The sequence below is a fragment of the Pontibacter litorisediminis genome, from assembly GCF_029360645.1.
GTDB classification, from domain to species: Bacteria; Bacteroidota; Bacteroidia; order Cytophagales; family Hymenobacteraceae; genus Pontibacter; species Pontibacter litorisediminis.
In genome coordinates, this window is record NZ_JARDUA010000004.1 from 111,341 (window position 1) to 130,678 (window position 19,338).

At 53.5% G+C, this 19,338-nt stretch carries 12 protein-coding genes; 1 reads left to right on the forward strand and 11 read right to left on the reverse strand.

Features of this window, described 5'->3' with window-relative positions; genetic code table 11:
• Positions 1 to 2: 2 nt before the first annotated feature.
• From rnr to PXG97_RS14015, 10 genes are all read right to left on the reverse strand, one after another.
• Positions 3 to 2,279, reverse strand: coding sequence for a ribonuclease R (gene rnr / locus PXG97_RS13970; protein ID WP_276498379.1), 2,277 nt, complete (start codon positions 2,277 to 2,279; stop codon positions 3 to 5).
• Positions 2,280 to 2,483: 204 nt separating this feature from the next.
• Positions 2,484 to 3,248 carry a DUF695 domain-containing protein gene (locus PXG97_RS13975; RefSeq protein ID WP_276498380.1) on the reverse strand — a complete coding sequence of 255 codons (765 nt, stop codon included), beginning with the start codon at positions 3,246 to 3,248 and terminating at the stop codon, positions 2,484 to 2,486.
• 44 nt (positions 3,249 to 3,292) lie between these two features.
• Complete coding sequence (locus PXG97_RS13980) at positions 3,293 to 5,119, reverse strand: ABC transporter ATP-binding protein (RefSeq protein WP_276498381.1); 1,827 nt, start codon at positions 5,117 to 5,119, stop codon at positions 3,293 to 3,295.
• A gap of 51 nt (positions 5,120 to 5,170) precedes the next feature.
• Positions 5,171 to 5,932: a hypothetical protein gene (locus PXG97_RS13985; protein WP_276498382.1), complete on the reverse strand. Its 762-nt coding sequence runs from the start codon at positions 5,930 to 5,932 to the stop codon at positions 5,171 to 5,173.
• Positions 5,933 to 6,183: 251 nt separating this feature from the next.
• The gene (locus tag PXG97_RS13990; RefSeq protein WP_276498383.1) at positions 6,184 to 6,804 is read right to left on the reverse strand and encodes a lipoprotein signal peptidase; all 621 of its coding nucleotides are present in this window, start codon (positions 6,802 to 6,804) and stop codon (positions 6,184 to 6,186) included.
• 106 nt (positions 6,805 to 6,910) lie between these two features.
• Positions 6,911 to 10,267 (reverse strand): isoleucine--tRNA ligase, encoded by a 3,357-nt coding sequence (gene ileS, locus PXG97_RS13995; protein WP_276498702.1) that lies wholly within the window; start codon positions 10,265 to 10,267, stop codon positions 6,911 to 6,913.
• The gene (locus tag PXG97_RS14000; protein ID WP_276498384.1) at positions 10,245 to 12,767 is read right to left on the reverse strand and encodes an efflux RND transporter permease subunit; all 2,523 of its coding nucleotides are present in this window, start codon (positions 12,765 to 12,767) and stop codon (positions 10,245 to 10,247) included. The genes ileS and PXG97_RS14000 overlap by 23 nt, the downstream gene beginning before the upstream one ends.
• A gap of 732 nt (positions 12,768 to 13,499) precedes the next feature.
• Positions 13,500 to 13,691, reverse strand: a complete 192-nt coding sequence (locus tag PXG97_RS14005; RefSeq protein ID WP_276498385.1) for a CsbD family protein — start codon at positions 13,689 to 13,691, stop codon at positions 13,500 to 13,502.
• A gap of 132 nt (positions 13,692 to 13,823) precedes the next feature.
• Positions 13,824 to 15,443 (reverse strand): mechanosensitive ion channel family protein, encoded by a 1,620-nt coding sequence (locus tag PXG97_RS14010; RefSeq protein WP_276498386.1) that lies wholly within the window; start codon positions 15,441 to 15,443, stop codon positions 13,824 to 13,826.
• Between the two features lie 308 nt (positions 15,444 to 15,751).
• Positions 15,752 to 17,254, reverse strand: a complete 1,503-nt coding sequence (locus tag PXG97_RS14015; RefSeq protein WP_276498388.1) for a glycine--tRNA ligase — start codon at positions 17,252 to 17,254, stop codon at positions 15,752 to 15,754.
• Between the two features lie 232 nt (positions 17,255 to 17,486).
• Between PXG97_RS14015 and PXG97_RS14020 the strand changes: the two genes are divergently transcribed.
• Positions 17,487 to 18,626, forward strand: coding sequence for a hypothetical protein (locus tag PXG97_RS14020; RefSeq protein WP_276498389.1), 1,140 nt, complete (start codon positions 17,487 to 17,489; stop codon positions 18,624 to 18,626).
• A 228-nt stretch (positions 18,627 to 18,854) separates the two neighbouring features.
• Here PXG97_RS14020 and PXG97_RS14025 read toward each other — a convergent pair whose 3' ends face one another.
• A complete protein-coding gene (locus PXG97_RS14025; RefSeq protein ID WP_276498391.1) occupies positions 18,855 to 19,313 on the reverse strand; it encodes a hypothetical protein in 459 nt (152 codons plus the stop codon).
• Positions 19,314 to 19,338: the final 25 nt, after the last annotated feature.

Consider the following 19,338-nt stretch of genomic DNA (forward strand, 5'->3'; position numbering starts at 1 on the left):
CCTTAGTGTTGTTTAAGTGTCTCGATTAGGTCCAGATCGATGGTACGGTCGGCCAGGTTGGCGCTTTTCACCTCTACCAGCACCTCATCCCCGAATGAGATGATGCGCTTGGTCTGGCGGCCGATGATGCGGTAATTATCGGCATCCAGTTCGTAGTAATCGTCGTTGATGTCGGCCAGGCGCACCATGCCCTCACACTTGTTCTCCTCGATCTCCACAAAGATACCCCATTCTGTGACACCGGAAACAATCCCTTTGTATTGATTTCCGATGGTATCCTTCATAAACTCCACTTGCTTATACTTGATAGAGGCACGCTCAGCGTCGGCGGCGCGTTTCTCCATTTCGGAGGAGTGGCGGCAGCGCTCCTCATACTCCTCCTTGTCCGCTGAATTGCCTCCGTCGAGGTAGTGCTGCAGGAGGCGGTGCGCCATCATATCCGGGTAGCGGCGGATGGGCGAGGTGAAGTGGGAGTAATGATCGAAAGCCAGACCAAAGTGCCCCTCGGGCTCGGTGCTATACTTGGCCTTGGCCATGGTACGGATGGCCAGGTTCTGCAGCACACTCTGCTCCGGCTTGCCCTCAATCTCGGCAGTCAGGTGGTTCAGTTCCTCAGAGATATCGCCCTCTGGGTCTACTTTGTAGCCGAACTTGCGGGCGAAGAGCGAGAACGTGCTCAGCTTATCGGGATCGGGGTTACCGTGCGTGCGGTACACCATGGTAGGGCGCTTCTTGCCTTTGCCCAGGTTAAACACAAACTCGGCCACGCGCTTGTTGGCCAGCAGCATGTACTCTTCTATCAACTTGTGCGCGTCCTTGCGCTCCTTCACGTAAACGGAAAGCGGCTTGCCATTCTCATCCAGCTTAAACTTCACCTCTACTGTCTCGAAGGAGATGGCACCGTTTTTAAAGCGCTTGGCCTGCAGTTTTTTGGCGATGTTGTTCAGGATGTTAATCTCCTCGGCAAAGTCGCCCTCGCCGGTCTCGATGCGCTCCTGCGCCTCCTCGTAAGCAAAACGGCGGTCGGAGTAGATGATGGTGCGGCCGTACCAGGTGTCGTAGAGCTTGCCGTTATCGTCCAGCTCGAACACCACCGAGAAGGTCAGCTTCTCTTCGTTTGGCCGAAGCGAGCAGAGGCCGTTGGAGAGGCGCTCGGGCAGCATCGGGATAGTTCTATCCACCAGGTACACGGAAGTGGCCCGGTGGAAAGCCTCTTTCTCCAGCACGCTGCGCGGGTGCACGTAGTGCGTTACGTCGGCAATGTGCACACCAATCTCCCAATGGCCGTTCTCCAGCTTTTGGATAGACAGGGCGTCGTCGAAGTCCTTGGCGTCGGCGGGGTCTATGGTGAAGGTGGTGACATCGCGGAAGTCGCGGCGCTTGGCTATCTCGCCGGCCGGTATCTTCTCGGAGATGCTCTCAGCCTCCTCCTCCACTGCCTCCGGAAACTCGAACGGCAGGCCAAACTCGGCCATGATAGAATGTATCTCCGCCTCATGCTCCCCGGCAGGGCCAAACACGCGGATCACCTCACCCGTCGGGTTCTTGCCCGGCTTGTCCGGCCACTCCAGCACGCGCACCAGCACCTTGTCGCCGGACTGGGCATCGTTGAGGTGGCGCTCTCCCACAAAAATATCAAAGTATAAACGCTTGAAGTCGGGCACTACAAAACCGAAGTTCTTGGACAGCTCCATCAGGCCAACCAGCTCGGTGCGGGATCGCTCCAGCACCTCTACCACCACGCCCTCCTGGCGGCCGCCGCGCACCGATGGCAGCACCTCCACTTTCACCAGGTCGCCGTCCATGGCGTACATCAGGTGCTCAGTGAACACGCGGATGTCCTCCTCACGCTCCGCCGACACGATGTAGGCATACTTGCTGTTGGCCAAATCCACGCGCCCCGTCACGATCTCCACCTTCAGGTTCATCATGTACTTGTCGTCGTCCACAGCCAAGAGTTTGTTCTCGCGCACCAGCGCCTTTACCAGGTTCTGCACCTGCTCGCGGCCATGCTTGTCAGTTACGCCTAAACGGCGGGTAACCTGGCGCATGGTAAACACGGTGTCGGGGCTGTTGGAGAACACCTCCAGCACAACGGCCTTCGCCGACTTGGGCGCGCCCTTGCGGTTCGATGGCTCTTTACGGGCGTATGCCTCTCTGGCGGATTCTTTGCGGTTTGATGATGATTCGCCTCCTCTTCTGCTAGAGCGGCCTCTGTCACTTCTATCACTGCGGCTCTCTTTGTCTTTGCCGCCTCTTTTGTCTTTGTTGCTTCTCATGTATCTTCGTCGGTATGGGGGGCGGCCAATAAGCCGCCACTGCCATTTACAATCTTTAGCTTAAATAGTTTAAATCTACTATACGCCGCTAAGGGGTCTTTGGCTAAAGTTGGTGGTAAATCGACTTCAATTTATAGAGAATTTTCTATATAATGAGGAGTGCCGGCGGAAATAAGGGGGAGTGCCTGAGGCGGGAGGATCGGCTTATACTTCGATTGACGTCTCCCAGCCGTCGTAGTCGCCGTTGTGCCTCTGGGCCTGGCGCCGCAGGTGCAACACTACTTTGTCTATACTTTGGTGGTCTATCTTGTCGGTGCGGCTGATGTGCAGGCGGTGCGGGTAGTCGGCGGAGGAGGCCAGAAAATCACTGGTGATGACGCTGTAGTTATCGTTGCCTATGCTTTGCAGGAAGCCTGCTCTGTCCTTTTCGGTCTTAAAGTAGATCCAGTGATCCACCTGCCGCTCCTTGCTCAGGTCGTCGCCATTGCTCTCCAACTCCTCCAGCACCTTGCGGTTTTTGATGCTCTGCAGCTGCTCCGGCTCGGGGTACAGAAAGTTAAAGTACCGGCTCCAGTTCTTGTCTTTCACCAACCTCAGGGTATAGGCGTGGCCGTTATAGCGCTGCATGACCTGCTGCACGTGCTCGGCATAGTCTTTCGCCTCGCCCATGTAAAAGTATACCTTGCGCTGCCCGTTAGAGGTAAGGCGGCCGGCATAGGTGGCGTTGCATGACTTTCGCAGCGTCTCCTCCAGGTCATCCTCCAGGCTCTGCAACACAATGGTTTCCTGCAACGAGGAAAGGCCGTCGGGGCGCGGGTCTACAATGTTGACCGACACCTGCAGGAGGTTGGGCTGGTCGGCTACCGGGGCGATCTTGGCAAGGCCCAGGTCTACCGCTATAGAGCCAGGTTTGTTGTCTACGCTCCTGAAATGAAACTCCCAATCCGGTTCATGAAATGATTGTTCCATAAAATTACGCGTTTAATAGTTTATCAGGTCCAAGGCAGCCGCCGCTACAACATTCCGGCTCTCAAGGCTTCCCGGTGCTGCTGAGCGGCCATAATGTCCTCTGGTTCACCTTTCGGGATAGCGTCTATAAGCCTACGCGTATACGCTTCCTGCGGTTGGCGGAAGAGCTGCTCCGGCGTGCCGCTCTCTACGACCTTGCCCTTGTTCATCACTAGTATACGGTCCGACATATATTTTGCTACTGCCAGGTCGTGGGTAATGAAAAGAAAGGTGATGTGAAGCTCCTTTTTTAGCTTGTTAAGCAAGTTCAGCACCTGTGCCTGCACCGACACATCCAAGGCCGACACCGACTCATCACAAATTACGCACTTTGGCTGCAGCGCCAGGGCCCGCGCGATGCTTACCCGCTGCCGTTGCCCCCCAGACAGCTCATGTGGATAACGTTGAAGGTGCTCCGGCGCAAGACCCACCATATCAAGCAGTTCCATGGTTTTCCCACAGCGCTCTTTCTTGCTGTTATACAAGTTATGCACCTGCATCGGCTCCAGAATAGCCTCCCCCACGGTGTGCATAGGGTTCAGCGAGGCATAGGGGTCCTGGAAGATCATCTGGAAATCGCGGCGGCTTTGGCGGAGTTCTTCCGGGTGTAGCCCGGCCAAGTCGCGTCCGTTAAAGAGGATACGCCCCTCCGTGGGCGCCACCAGTTGCAGGAGCGCACGGCCCAGTGTGGTTTTGCCGCAACCCGACTCGCCCACCAGGCCAATGGTCTCCCCGGGCCTCACCTCAAAGCTCACCCCGTCCACAGCTTTTACATAGTCGGTGGTGCGGCTAAAGAAGCCTTTCCGGAGGGGGAAGTATACTTTCAGGTTCTCCACCTGCAGCAGTGGTGGCTTCTGGCGGCTCTCCTGCTGGTGCTCTATACTTGCTACTGTGCCCGCATAGGAGTTTTCTACCTCTGCCCGCGACGGCTCATGTGCTTGCTTTTGCCTTTCGATGATGGTGCCTGCTGAATTCTCCAGCATAAAATCCGACACGGTGGGAAGCATGGCCTGTGGCGCGGCAGACAGCGTGGGCCGGCAGGCCAGCAGACCTTTGGTGTAGGGGTGCCGCGGGCTGGTGAGGATGTCCAGCACTTTCCCCTGCTCCACCACCTTGCCTTTATACATCACCAGGATGCGGTCGGCTATCTCGGCCACCACCCCCAGGTCGTGGGTGATGAAGAGGACCGCCGTGTTTTTCCTTACCCTCAACTCGTCTATGAGCTGCAGCACGCGCGCCTGCACCGTCACATCCAGGGCGGTGGTCGGCTCGTCGGCGATAAGTATGCCAGGCTCGCAGGCCATGGCCATGGCAATCATTACGCGCTGCTGCTGCCCCCCCGACAGCTCGTGTGGATAAGCATCGTAAACCTTCTCCGGCCGTGGCAGCTTTGCCTGCTCAAAAAGCTTCACAACGCGTTTTTTGGCCTCTTTTTTAGAAAGATCGGTGTGTAAGAGCAGCACCTCCGCCACCTGTTTTCCACAGGTATAAACCGGGTTCAGGGAGGTCATCGGCTCTTGGAAAACCATGCTGATCTCATTGCCCCTGATTCGCTGCATCTGCTGCTCCGGGAGCTGCAACAGGTCTACCTCGCCATACTTTGCTGACCGGAAAATGGCTTTCCCTCCTGTTGTTGCGCCTCCGGCATCAAGCAGCCGCATCAACGAAAGCGCCGTAACCGACTTACCCGATCCAGTCTCCCCCACAATCGCGACCGTCTCACCAGGATACACCTCAAACGACACCTTGTCCACGGCCGTGACCTTGCTGTGGCGCGTGGAGAAGATTGTCTCTAACTCTTCGATCTGAAGTATGGGTGTGGAGCTTGGCAAGGGCGAAGAAGGTTTTGCTTCAGGTAAAAATAGCGTTTTTTGCCGTATTAGCTAGTCCATGGCTATGCCTATCTGTTCGCCACCGGCAGTGTAAGCTTGTATCAACCCTACGCCTTCTTTCACATAGATGCCCTGTACGTAATCCAACGGGTAGTACTGCTGAAAATACCGTTCATCCGCGTTGTAGCGCAGTGCCTCGTTGAGGAAAAAGTGATAAACGTTTGCATGCTCCACTCCCTGCAGGGTTACCGTTGGCAGAAACTCTTGGGTATAGGTAATTTTATTGAACGTTGAAGTGGCAGCATCATCTAAAACAAAGGTGCGCGTGGTAGTGTACTCGGTGTAGGTTTGGTTAACATAGGTTACCGAACTAGGGAACCTGGTTTTGTACCCCACTGTGAACTCCATCACATCGCTCACGTCAGGTTTGCCATAAATGCTGTTGAACCGCTGCGGGTCCACGTCTTTCCTGAGCTTTAGCTTTATGCTGAACCGGCTTTCGCCACTGATCTGACCTATGTATTCTTTTTCCTCGGCAGTGTAATACTCTTTACATGAGTTAAGGTCAAACTTGCCGCTGTAGTTTTTCTTTCGAACAGGCACCTCTACTGTGGTATACTTACCGGGTACTCCATAACTCATCGGCAGCTTAGCTTCCTCAAGCGTGGCATGATAGGTTTTATCCGGCGCTGGCACAAAAGCGCTAAGCTCACCCGTGAACTCCAGTTTCCCCAGGTTCACATCCTCGCAATCATTGCAGGCATACAGAGAAGCGATTAAGAATGCAGAGGCTAAAAGTTTGGGCAGTTTCATGCGTTGAACAGGTTACAAGTATAACTACTGGAAAAAAGCACGAAATATAGCCGTAAATTTTGTGATTGCACCGAGGAGCCTCTCACTGTTTCACCATTCTGATGTACCTTAATTTGTTGGGAGGCGCTAAAACGCTTTGGCACGTGCTGCTAAGCTATTGCCGCACTCCCAGGGAATGCCCCGGCAAAACAAAAAGGCTGCCCCACCCGGAGCAGCCTTCTGCTTTTGTACTTTATACTTTATATTTGCTGCTACAGTCCCTGCTGCTCTACGGGCCGCTGCTTATGCTCCTCGTGGTGCTCCCCGAAAAAGCGCTTCTGGTTAAACAAAATCAGCAGCACACCAATGAAAATGGCCGAGTCGGCCACGTTGAAGATCGGCCAAAGCGACATGGGCTTGCCGCCGAATATCGGCACCCAATGCGGCACAATGCCCTCCCATATATCTATGTAGAACATGTCGATTACCTGCCCATGGAACCACGGCGTGGATGAGCCATAGGGGGCGTTATCAAACCACACGCCATAGAAGGTGCTATCGATCAGGTTCCCGATGGCACCGCCTAATATCAGGGAAATGCACCAGATCAGGCCTTTGGGGGCCTTGTGCTTTACCAGATAGTAGAGGTAATAGCTAATGCCAAACATAGCCACCAGGCGAAACAGCGTCAGGATGAGTTTGCCGTACTCTGACCCCAGCTCCACGCCAAAGGCCATGCCCGGGTTCAAGGTATAATGCAGTTTCAGCCAGTCTCCTATCAAGTGGATCTCACCTGGCAGGCCCATCTCCATGTTGTAGTGCACGATCAGCTTCACAACCTGATCTACCAAAATCACGGCAAGAGCAGCCAGGTAATATTTTCCGTATTTCATATCAGAACATTAAGCAGCAGGCACTTTACATGTCGGCCGCTGCAGTAGACTTTTTATAAGTACAGGAGCACCAGGAATCTATTTGTTCCCTGGTGCTCCTGATGGTTTAGGCAATTGCGTTTTGCTCTGTCTGGATGTTGATGAACACTTTATAGTCATCGATATCCAGCAATGTAGAACTGGCCAGTTCCGGCACCAGGTCCAGGCTCAGGGCCTGTGTTTCGGCGCAGATGTAGTTGCCATAGTTTGCCACTGCCGCGTTTACCTCCGGCTCCGACTCCTGCATCACAATGCGGATCTTGTCCTGCACCTCCAGGTTAGAATCTTTGCGCAGGTTCTGGATCCGGTTTACCAGGTCACGGGCGATGCCCTCCTGCTTCAGCGCCTCGGTCAGGGTAATGTCCAGTGCCACCGTCAGTTTGCCCTCACTGGCCACCAGCCAGCCCGGGATGTCCTCTGAAGAGATCTCCACGTCCTCCGGCGTCAGCACGGCGGTTTCCTCCTCGTTCAGCATCACCTCAAAGCCACCTTCACGCTCCAGCCTGGCAATATCCTCCTGGCCCATCTGCTGCACGGCGGCAGCCACCAGCTTCATCTTCGGCCCGAACACCTGGCCCAGCTTCTTGAAGTTCGGTTTGATCTTCTTCACCAGGATGCCGGACGTGTCGTCGATGTACTCGATGGCCTTCACGTTCACCTCGCTCAGGATCAGATCGGCCACCGCTTCAATCTGCTGCTTCATTTTCGGGTTAAGCACCGGTATCAGGATGCGCTGCAACGGCTGGCGTACCTTGATCATCTCTTTCTTGCGCAGCGAGTGCACCAAAGAGGAGATAGTCTGGGCCAGCTGCATGCGCTCCTCCAGGTCTATGTCGATATCCTCGTGGTTTACCTCCGGATAGTATGCCAGGTGCACCGACTCTTCCTTATGCTTGCCACTCACTGAGTTCAGGTCGCGGTACAGTTGCTCGGTGTAGAAAGGAGCCACCGGAGCAGCCAGTTTTGCGATTGTCTCCAGGCAAGTATACAGCGTCTGGTACGCGGCGATCTTGTCGGTGTTGTATTCGCCTTTCCAGAAGCGCTTGCGGTTCAGGCGCACATACCAGTTGCTCAGGTCGTCCACCACAAAATCCTGTATGGCGCGGGCGGCGCGGGTTGGATCGTAGTCTTCGTAGAACGTGTCCACGTCCTGGATCAGCGTGTTCAGCTTCGAGATGATCCAACGGTCCGACTCGGTGCGCTGCGCCATCGGCACATCGGCCTCGGCGTAGGTAAAGTTATCGAGGTTAGCATAAAGCGCGAAGAAGGAGTACGTGTTCTGCAGCGTACCGAAGAAACGGCGCTGCGTCTCCACCACCCCATCCGGGTTAAACTTCAGGTTGTCCCAAGGCGGCGCGTTGGAGATCATGTACCAGCGCACGGCATCCGGGCCATACGTGCCAATCATCTCAAACGGATCGATGGCGTTGCCGAGGCGCTTGCTCATTTTGTTGCCGTTCTTGTCGAGCACCAGGCCGTTGGCGATCACGTTTTTGTACGCCACGCTGTCCTCCAGCATTACGGCCAGCGCGTGCAGGGTAAAGAACCAACCGCGTGTCTGGTCCACCCCCTCGGCGATAAAGTCTGCCGGGAAGTTCTGCTCGAAGATTTCCTTGTTCTCCAGCGGGTAGTGCCACTGTGCATAAGGCATGGCGCCAGAGTCGAACCACACGTCGATAAGGTCTGGCTCTCTGTACATTGGCTTTCCGGAGTCGCTTAGCAGCACCACGTTGTCCACATACGGGCGGTGCAGGTCTTTCACCTCCACAGAGGCATCCATTACCCCGGCATCCACTGCTCTGGCAATCTCATCGTTCAGCTGCGCGATGGAGCCGATGCAGATTTCCTCTTCGCCGTCCTCTGTTCTCCAGATTGGCAGCGGGGTGCCCCAGTAGCGCGAGCGCGACAGGTTCCAGTCCACCAGGTTCTCGAGCCAGTTGCCGAAGCGGCCTGTACCCGTAGACTCCGGTTTCCAGTTGATCGTTTTATTCAGCTCGATCAGGCGGTCCTTTACGGCAGTGGTTTTGATGAACCAGCTATCCAGCGGGTAGTACAGCACCGGCATATCAGTACGCCAGCAGTGCGGATAGGTGTGCTCATACTTCTCTACCTTAAAGGCTTTGCCCTCTTCTTTTAGTTTGATGGCGATCTTAACATCGGTAGGCTTGTAGTCGGCGGCAGATTCGTCTTCCTTAGCATAGTTCTTCACGTACATGCCAGCGAAGTCGGTAACCTCCTTCACAAAACGGCCTTGTCTGTCCACGATCGGAGAAGGCTTTCCGTTCTCGTCCATTACCAGCAGCGCCGGGATGTCGTTCTGCGCGGCTACGCGGGCGTCATCGGCACCAAAGGTCGGTGAGATGTGCACGATACCGGTACCGTCCTCTGTCGTTACATAGTCCCCGATGATCACGCGGAAGGCGGGCTTGTCCGGCTGCACGTACGGCATCAGTTGGTGATACTCCACGCCTGCCAGATCGGCGCCGGTGAACTCCTCCACCACTTTAAAAGGAACCAGCTTATCGCCTGCCTTGTAATCTGCCAAAGCCAGGTCAGCGGCTTTCGCGTTGAAGTAGCGGCTCACCAGGTCCTTGGCCAGTATAACCGAGATCGGCTCGAAGGTGTATGGGTTGTAGGTTTTAACCTTTACATATTTGATGTTCTTACCTACGGCAAGCCCTGTGTTGGCAGGCAGCGTCCATGGTGTGGTGGTCCAGGCCAGGAAGTATACGTTCTCCTCCTCACGCTCGAACAGGAACATGTTACGGGTAATCTTCTTCACCTCGAACTGCGCCACAATGGTGGTATCTTTTACCATTTTGTAGCAGCCCGGCTGGTTCAGCTCGTGCGAGCTAAGGCCGGTGCCGGCAGCCGGCGAGAAAGGCTGAATAGTATAACCCTTATACAAATAGCCTTTGTCGTACAGCTTCTTCAGCAGGGCCCAGCAAGACTCGATGTACTCATCCTCAAAGGTGATGTAGGGGTTGTTCAGGTCTACCCAATAGCCCATCTGCTCGGTCAGGGTATCCCACTGGTTCTTAAAGCGCATCACCGTTTCGCGGCAGCGCTGGTTGTACTCCTCTACCGTGATCTTCTTACCGATATCCTCTTTCGTGATGCCCAGCTCTTTCTCTACCTGCAGCTCCACCGGCAGGCCGTGGGTGTCCCAGCCGCCTTTGCGGTTCACCTGAAAGCCTTTCAGGGTTTTGTAGCGGCAGAAAATATCCTTTACGGCACGGGCCATCACGTGGTGAATGCCCGGCGTACCGTTGGCTGAAGGCGGTCCTTCGTAAAACACGAACGGCGTGTTGCCCTCACGGGTGGCCACCGATCTCTCAAAGATGTTGTTCTGCTTCCAGAACTCCAGTACATCCTCGCCTACCTTGGCGTAGTTCAGGTTTTTATACTCGTTGTACTTTACCATTTTCTGGTTTATTGTCTTCCTCAAGATTTACTTCTTCCTCTAATCTCAACTTTAGCTGGCTCAGGTCTAGTTCCTCGTCCTCGTGCTCCAGGTAGAACTCGTCGTAGTGCTCTATCAGGGCATACGGGTCGCGCTCATACTTGCCGCTGTCGAAGCTCATCAGCAAAGTTGGCAATATAATCAGGTTTGTGAATAATGCAATCAGCAAGCTCACCGACATCAGCACGCCCAGCGCCTTGGTACCGCCAAACTCCGAGAAGGCAAAGATCACGAAGCCGAAGAACAGGATCACCGACGTATAGATCATACTGGTGCCTGCCTCTGTTAAACTCGTGGTAATGGCCCGGCTCACGTTAAAGCCGTTCGACAGCAGTTCACTCCTGTACTTGGCCAGAAAGTGAATGGAGTCGTCGATGGCGATGCCCAGCGCGATGCTGAAGATAAGCGCGGTGCTTGGCTTTAGCGGGATGTTGAAAAAGCCCATCAGGCCACCAGCTATCAGCAGCGGTATCATGTTCGGTATCAGCGATATGATTACAACCCTTGCCGATTTAAACAACAATGCGATCACAATAGTTACCAACACAAAGGCCAGCAGCAAACTAGAGCGCAGGTTGTTGATCAGGTACTCATTGCCTTTGATGAACAGCAGCGTCGTGCCGGTAAGGCTCACGGTGGTCTGGGCGCCGGAGTCGTTGCGGGTAAAGGTCATGGTGTTGCCTTCCTCCGTTTCCGTTACACCCTCACCGCCGTAAATCTCGCGCAGCTCCGGTTTTATTTTGTTGATGATGAGTGTATCGAGCTCCCTGGATCCGGCATCCGCCACTTTCAGGGAGATGCGGGCGCGTTGGCCGGTGCTGTCTACGAAGGCGCGGAGCAGGCGCTGGTTGGCCCCGTCGTTCTGCTTGGCCAGGTAGCTGAAGATAAAGTTGCGCTCGGTGTTATCGGGCAGGCGGTAGGAGTTTGGATCCCCCTCATAGAAGGCCTGCGTGGCCGTTTTCACCAAGCCTACCACCGATATCGGGGCAGAAAGGATGGGCTGCGTGCGCAGGAAATCCTCCAGCTGGGCCAGCTTCTTCAGGTTGGGCAGGCGCATCACGCCCTGCTTTGTGCCCGTGTCCACGATAATCTCCAGCGGCATCACGCCGTTAAAGTGGTTCTCGAAAAACGCCAAGTCGGCATTCACACTGCTTTCCTCCGGCAGGTCGTCCACCATATAAGACACCGTCTTCACTTTATAGATACCCAGCAACGATAAGCCTATGGCCAAGATCGTGAAGAAGTATACCAGGTGGCGCTTGCGGTGCACAATGTAGTCGAAGAACTCCAGCAGCTTGTTTAGCGGGCGCGCATCGAGGTGGCGCAGCTGGCGGCGGCTCGGCGGCGGCAGGTAGGAGAACACGATTGGGATTAGCACAATGCTCATCACAAAGGTGACGAAGATGTTGAGGCCAGCCACCACACCAAACTCATACAGGATGGCCACATGGGTAAAGGTAAACACGATAAAGCCGATGGCCGTGGTGGTATTCGTTACCAGGTTCACGACCCCTATCTTGCTGATGACCCGGGCAAGGGCCATGATCTTGTTGCCGTGCTTACGGTAATCGTAATGGTAGCGTGTGAGCAGGTAGGTGGAGTTAGGTATACCGATCACGACAAGTATGGCCGGAATCAAACCTGTGAGCAGCGAGATCTTAAAGCCCAGCAACGAGAGCGTACCCAGCACCCACACCACCACCATGCTGATCATGAGCAGCGGGAAGATAACGGCGTAGAACGAGCGGAAAAAGATAAACAGCGTCACGCCTGTTACCAGCAGGGCCAGCAGCAGGAACATTTGCATTTCGGCGGCCACTTTGGTTGTCATCACGGCGCGTACGAAAGGCAGGCCGGCATAATGCAGCTTGATACCTGTCTTTTTGGAGAAGGCATCCGTATGAGCTGTGATGTTATCCATCACCCCTACCCGGCGGGCAGAGTTCAGGTAAGCCGGGTCTACGGTGATGGCCAGCAACGTGGCGCCCGTTTTGTTATTGATGATCTGACCGTCGTAGAAACCCTGGTTGCGCACTACCTGCAGCAGGCTGTCGAGATCAGGCTGTGTTTGGGGCATAACGGGGAAGATGGCGGCGGTGGTGAACCTGCGCTCGGCGGTGTCTTTTACCACCTGCACCAGGTTTGGCAGCGAGATTACGGCTTTCACGCCCTCCACCTGGCTCAGCTCATCTGACAGGGCCTTTAGCTCCAGGAAGTTCTGCAGCTTGTATACTTTGTTGTCCTGCATGCCGACCACCAGAATATTCCCGTCTTCGCCAAAAGTTTGCTTAAAGCGCTGGAAGTACTGCATGTCCACGTCGTCCTTGGAAACGACGTTGGCAAAATCGTAAGACATTTCTGCGTTTCTGGCATGGTAAGCCATAAAAGCAGTAAGCACAGCTAAAAGGAGCAACAGCCTCAGCCTGTACTTGATAATAAAAATGGCAATCTTATTCCACATGGTCCGGCTACAATTCGGCAAAGGTACGGATTTTTTGCGCACGCTGCAGAGCATCAGCCGGTAATCCTGCCGTTGAAATGTTGCCTAAAAAAGAACCCCAGCCTGAGCCGGGGTTCAATGTATTCTACTCATTTCACCTTTAGCTTTTCTTTTTTGAGGATGAGCTGTCGGAGGATTTGTTCTTCGGAACACAGTTTGGCACTGTTTTGCCGTCTTTCTCCTTCGTACCTACGGGTTCATACCCTTTCCAGCATGGGTTCTCCTCTTTTAAACTATGCTTGCTACTGCTGCTATTTGATTTAGACATACGCTCTCATGGTTGTTTACCTTGATGTGTACGCCAAACCAGCCTTTACCTTTCCCTAATTTGGTGTGCCTGCAGATTATGTTGGTAAATCGTTGTAACCTTTATGCCACAGCATGTTTAAAATTTTTGCCCCAGCCGATCTAGTCACCAGGGGAACGCCCATATTACGAGCTATTTATCACACTTTTCTGGCGTAGTTTCACACCAAGACAACTCCGGTTTTCAACAGGAAATTATGTTATTATACTTAACATAACAAACAAACTTTAAGACTCTTTTTTACTTTACACATTAAAAGTTTCGCACCTGTATTCTGCTTAACAGCACGTATAGCTGGCAAAGTATAACCACCACGCACTGCGGGACTACACTAAAAAGCCCCGTTCACCTTCTGGTGAACGGGGCTTTTTAGTGTAGCGGCTCTACTATAGCCGGTCTATCCATTCTTTAATGTCATGCTTCGTTTTGCCTAGCTTTTGTTGCATTCGCCCCAGCCATTCATCTTGCTTGCCCTCTTCATAAGTCAGGTCGTCGTCAGTAAGGTCTCCATACTCCTGTTTCATCTTGCCCTTCAATTCGTTCCAATTGCCTCGGGCCCTGTACTCGGTCTCTCTCATCGCTTATGTTATTTATAATACTATAAACGTAGGGGCTGGTAGCCTGGTTCTTGTACAGCCTGCCTTTGTTCCTGCTGTTACCACTGGTGCCCTCTATGGCAGCCCCCTTACCGGATGCTTGTGGCACGCCTGTTAATTAGATGGTGCCGCCACTGCCTGTTTCACCTGCTCTACTCTAAAGGCAGGGGTTTGGTAGTCCTGCGGCAGGTAGTGTGCCGGTATGGTCACCATGTTTCCGTCGCGCTGGGCGCGGTAGTGCGGCGAGAGGATCTCGATACCCGCCTCGTTAAATTTGTCTTGAATGTTCTGGTGGATACCTGAGTAGGTCAGGGCCATTTTACTGGCGGCGAAAGTATAGGCGTTGAGTTGATAACTCACATAAAAATCATCAAGGCTGGTTTGCAGCACAAAGGGTGCTGGTGTTTTTTCCACGTTCGGTGTGGCCAGGGCAGCATCTATTAACGCCTGGTGTACCTTCGGCCAGGGCACATCGTAGCCAATGGTCACGGTGGTGTGCAGCACCAGCCCCTTCTCGCTCTGCTCGCTGCAGGTGGTAAAGTTAGTGGTGTGGTTGTTCAGGATCATGGCGTTGGGTATGGTGATGTCCTCGTTTTTTATGGTCCGGACCCGTGTCACCAACAGCGTCTTTTCGATTACATCGCCTGTTATCTCCCCTATCTTGATTCTGTCGCCAAGTTTGAAGGAACGCATGTAGGTAAGCACCAGGCCAGCCACCATGTTGGCAATGGCCGAGGAGGACCCCAATGAGAAAAGTATGCCTAAGAAAACAGAGACACCCTGAAACACGGCTGAGTCGGACCCAGGCAAGTATGGCCAGATGACCACAAACATAAAGGCGTAGAGCAGGAAACGCACGATGTTGTAGGTTGGCTTTGCCCAATCGCGGTAAAAGCCCGGCACTTCCAGCTTACCGCTCTCCACCTCCCCAGCCATGAAGCGAATAAACTTCACCACATAATGCGTCACGACGACAATCACAAGTATGGCCAGCAGGTTCGGCACATAGTTGATCAGGCCCAAACCGATCTTTCGGAGCGGGTTCAGGATGTAGAGCAGCAGGGTGTCGGCGTAGCCTTGCGTCCAGGGGAAGATGCTGAACAGGATAGGCAGCAGGATGTACACCATTACGATCAGGGTAATGAGGCGGATAAACTTGGAGACCAGGAGCACTACCGCCACCTCCCGCTCCGGTGTCAGCATTTCGTATTCCTTTACCTTCAGCCCCTTCAGCCGGGTGTCCTTCTGCGCTTCCACCTTCCGGAAGATGAACCGGAAGAACCTGTTGACGTACTTTACCAGCAAAAAGAACACCAGCAGCACAAGCACGGCCAGCCCTACCTCTATCATAATGCTGCGCAGGCTGTACTGCTCCGCCGACCTAACCGCACTTTCCTTTATTTTGGCTGCGTACAGCATGGCTAACTCCAACCGGGCTTTTCCCGCTACTTCCGCGTCTGCCTCCGTCACGCTCATCAGCACTCGGTCCAGGTACACCACATCTGTGGTCAGTACGTTCTCCACTACTTTTACTGAGTCGGCCTGTAAGAAACGCTCCTCCGACAGCGCACGTACCCGTTTGCTTACAGCCGCCGCGCGCTCCCCCTTGCTGAAGGAGCCCACCGGATTGTAAATGTAAAACAGTGTATCCCGGTGCAGCACCACCGGTGCCCCCGCCGCTTGCTTCTCCTCCTCCTGCACCAGCGGTTGCTCCTGCGCCACAGCGCCTTCCATGGTCAAAAGTGCTAACAGGCACAGTATGAACCTTCCTATATTCATTTCTCCATCAATGGTTGTCTTCTTAAGCTACTAAAAAAATGGCATAAGACCGCCATTCCTGTTGCGGTCGCTTCCCTTAACAAGTATACATGGTGGTGTCTAAAAGACGAGGCTCCAGCAGATTGTTACCTTATGTAAGAGTGTATGCTTGAATCGTTTATAGTTCACAGTGTTTAGTTTCAGGTACTGCCTTTCCACAGGTGGAAAGCAAAAAAGGCAGCGCGGTAAACCGTGCTGCCTTTTTTGGAAAAGCAATTTTATACTTAAGCCAGTTTCTCGAAAATGCTCTTGAAGCTAACGGCTTTGTTGATGTAGCCATGCAGGTCACTGATTGGCATGCGCACCTGCTCGCGGCTGTCGCGGTCGCGCACGGTCACAGTGTTATCTTCCAGCGTCTGGTGGTCTACGGCGATACAGAACGGCGTGCCGATCAGGTCCTGGCGCGTGTAGCGCTTGCCAATGCTGTCGCGCTCTTCGTATATTAGGTTGAAGTCATACTTCAGTGCATCGTAAATCTCCGTAGCCTTTTCTGGCAGGCCGTCTTTTTTCGTTAACGGAAGTATGGCGGCCTTCACCGGAGCCAGCGCCGGGTGCAGCTTCAGGAAGGTGCGGCTCTTGGTGCTGTCGCCTTCGGTGATCTCCTCTTCGGTGTAAGCGCTGCAGAGCACCATCAGGAACAGGCGGTCGGCACCTACGGATGTCTCGATCACGTAAGGCACGTAGTTCCCGTAAGGCTTGCCCTCCTCGTTCAGGTCGTTGTCGAAGTACTGCATCTTCTTGCGGCTCAGCTCCTGGTGCTGCGTCAGGTCAAAGTCGGTGCGGGAGTGGATTCCCTCTACCTCTTTAAAGCCGAACGGGAACTCGAACTCGATATCTAAGGCCGCATTGGCGTAATGGGCCAGCTTGTCGTGGTCGTGGAAGCGCAGCTTTTCGGCAGGTACACCGATCGCCTCGTGCCACTTGCGGCGCGTGTCTCTCCACTGCTCGTACCACTCCATCTCCGTGCCAGGGCGTACGAAGAACTGCATCTCCATCTGCTCAAACTCGCGCATACGGAAGATGAACTGGCGCGCCACGATCTCGTTGCGGAAGGCTTTGCCAATCTGCGCGATACCAAACGGCACCTTCATGCGGCCGGTCTTCTGCACGTTCAGGAAGTTTACAAATATACCCTGTGCTGTTTCCGGGCGCAGGTAAATAGTGCTGGCATCCTCGGCCACAGAACCTATCTGCGTAGAGAACATCAGGTTAAACTGGCGCACTTCTGTCCAGTTGGCAGTTCCGGAAACCGGGCATTTGATATCTTCTCGGATAATCAGCTCACGCACGCCATCCAAGTCTTCCGCCTCCAACAGGCGCCCCATCTCGGCGGTCAGGGCTTTCGCGCGATCCACGTCACCCTCCTTCTCGTACAGGGCAGCCTTTTCCTCTATCAGCACATCGGCACGGTAACGCTTCTTCGAGTCCTTGTTGTCAATCATCGGATCGTTGAAACTGTCTACGTGGCCGGAGGCCTTCCAAACCAGCGGGTGCATGAATATGGCAGCATCCAGACCCACTACGTTCTGGTTCAGCTGCGTCATGCTTTTCCACCACAGGCTTTTGATGTTGTTCTTCAGCTCTACGCCCATCTGGCCGTAGTCATACACGGCTTGCAGGCCATCATAGATCTCGCTGGATGGGAATATGAACCCATACTCCTTCGCGTGCGAGATAATGTCTTTTAACTGAGCGTTTTCTACAGTTGCTTTTTCTTGTGTCGCCATGCCGCAAATATACTTCTTTCGTCCTTGATTATGCTATGCCTCAGGCTTTAGTTTTTCAGCGCTTCCAGCGGCTCTCTAGGCTAGTGGCCTCGCCTACAACGTGTTTATGTTCAGAGGTATGCTGCGCTGCTGATGTCAGGTATTAACAATTTCTTAACATATAGCCAGCTACCTTAACTTTAAATTAAAGTAACTTTGCGCCGATTTTATACTTTCTCTACAATTCTAACAAATGGCTAAAGTCAAAAAAGGGAAGAAGCACGTAGTGGCCCCTGCAGCCCCCTATAAGTTCAGGAAGCGCTACAGCACCCTTGATATCGTAATCCGAAAAGAGAAGAAATTCCTTTATTTTATTGCTTTCGCCCTTATCCTGGCTGGTGTGGTCTATCCATACGCATCCATCGCCATGTGGATTGGCTTTGCCTTCGCGGGCTACTCTGCCATCGCAAACGACAGCATCCAGACCATTGGTACGTTTATCGTTTCCAACGAGGATAAAAAGTGGTACTGGCAGTGGCTCTTCATGGGCACGATCTTCCTGGGTACGGTTTTTTACAGCTGGTATGTGTTCGATGGTGATGTTACCTACCAGCGGCTCGCTTCTAAAGGCTTCGATCAGACGATAGACAGCTTCGTGTACCTGCAGTTGGCTGCGCCCATCATCCTGTTGCTGTTAACCCGCCTGCGCATCCCGGTTTCTACTACGTTCATGCTCCTGAGTGTGTTCACCGTAAGTTCCGGCGCCATCATTAGCATGGTGAGCAAAAGCTTGATGGGTTATGTGGCTGCCTTCGTTGCTGCTTTCATTATTTACCTGGTGCTTTCCAAGGTGATCAAGAAGTTGGTGAAAGGTGAGGCTCACGGTGCCTGGATTGTCGCGCAGTGGGTGATCAGTGGCTTTTTGTGGCATACGTGGTTGGCGCAGGACCTGGCAAACGTGGCGGTATACCTGCCACGCTCACTCGGTGCCTGGGAGTTTGCGGCCTTCGCCGGCTTTATTTTCCTGGGCCTCGGCTTCCTGTTCTACAACAAAGGCGATAAGATCCAGGGTATCATCAACGAGAAATCCGAAGTACGCGATGTGCGCAGCGCCACGATCATAGACCTGGTTTACTCGATCATCTTGTACTACTTTAAAGAGGTGAATAACATCCCGATGAGTACAACCTGGGTATTTGTTGGTTTGTTGGCTGGCCGTGAGCTTGGCATGCGTCTGCGCGCCCACGACTCCCCGGTTAAATTCGCCAAAACCTTCAACCTGATCGGCAAAGACATCTTGTCTGTTACCATTGGCCTGATCATCTCGGTGATCCTGGCCATTGCCATCAACCCGGTTATACAGGAAGAGCTGATGAATTTCTTCTTTAACTAGTATTGACCTCCCTTACCGAAAGCCCGGCAGCAATGTCGGGCTTTTTTGTTTTGCAGCGGCTGTGGATTTCTGCCTCCCCTACTAAACAAAATCTGCTTTTTAACTACACAGCTTGGTTTCTGGTGAATTTTATCCACGTCAGGCTGCTGCTGTACTTTGCTCTACGGCGGGCATAAAAAAGCCCCGGCTCCTATATAGCCGGGGCTTCCTTTTTATACTTTGTGTTGCTTATTTCTCAGGCCACACCACTTCCAGGTCGTCGTTGATGAACACCCCGAAGTTGATGGCGATCAGCTGGTCCTCGTCAAAGTACAGGTCGATCATCTCTTTCTCAAAGGAGATGCGCGTCTCGCCGGTTTCGGCTTCCTCTTCCTCCGGGTTGGTGATGTCGTGGTCGGTGAAGAGCTGCAGGACCTGCTCACGGCTCATCTCAAACACGCGCTCCCCAAAGATTTGCACCTCACGGTTAGCTGTCTCGATGCAGCTCAGGCGGTAATCATCCTCTTTGTCGAAGTATAGCGAGTAGCCTTCTTCCCAGTAGTTCCAAGCCTGGTGCTCGAACTCATCCTCCTCATCCGACTCCTCTACTTCTTCAGGCTCCCCTAACAACTCCTCTACTTCGTCCATTGTCAGGCCAAACTTGATCTTACCAAGCCCTTTGCCCAACCTGATGTCTTTATTGATCATGTTCAATAGTGATTTTTATATGTGC

Coding starts and splice junctions, on each gene's coding strand:
- PXG97_RS14000 (WP_276498384.1), bottom strand. CDS start 12,767: ATGTGGAATAAGATTGCCATTTTTATTATCAAGTACAGGCTGAGGCTG.
- ileS (WP_276498702.1), bottom strand. CDS start 10,267: ATGGTAAAGTACAACGAGTATAAAAACCTGAACTACGCCAAGGTAGGC.
- PXG97_RS13975 (WP_276498380.1), bottom strand. CDS start 3,248: ATGGAACAATCATTTCATGAACCGGATTGGGAGTTTCATTTCAGGAGC.
- PXG97_RS14020 (WP_276498389.1), top strand. CDS start 17,487: ATGGCTAAAGTCAAAAAAGGGAAGAAGCACGTAGTGGCCCCTGCAGCC.
- PXG97_RS14025 (WP_276498391.1), bottom strand. CDS start 19,313: ATGATCAATAAAGACATCAGGTTGGGCAAAGGGCTTGGTAAGATCAAG.
- PXG97_RS13985 (WP_276498382.1), bottom strand. CDS start 5,932: ATGAAACTGCCCAAACTTTTAGCCTCTGCATTCTTAATCGCTTCTCTG.
- PXG97_RS13990 (WP_276498383.1), bottom strand. CDS start 6,804: ATGAAATACGGAAAATATTACCTGGCTGCTCTTGCCGTGATTTTGGTA.
- PXG97_RS14015 (WP_276498388.1), bottom strand. CDS start 17,254: ATGGCGACACAAGAAAAAGCAACTGTAGAAAACGCTCAGTTAAAAGAC.
- PXG97_RS14005 (WP_276498385.1), bottom strand. CDS start 13,691: ATGAGAGAGACCGAGTACAGGGCCCGAGGCAATTGGAACGAATTGAAG.
- rnr (WP_276498379.1), bottom strand. CDS start 2,279: ATGAGAAGCAACAAAGACAAAAGAGGCGGCAAAGACAAAGAGAGCCGC.
- PXG97_RS14010 (WP_276498386.1), bottom strand. CDS start 15,443: ATGGAAGGCGCTGTGGCGCAGGAGCAACCGCTGGTGCAGGAGGAGGAG.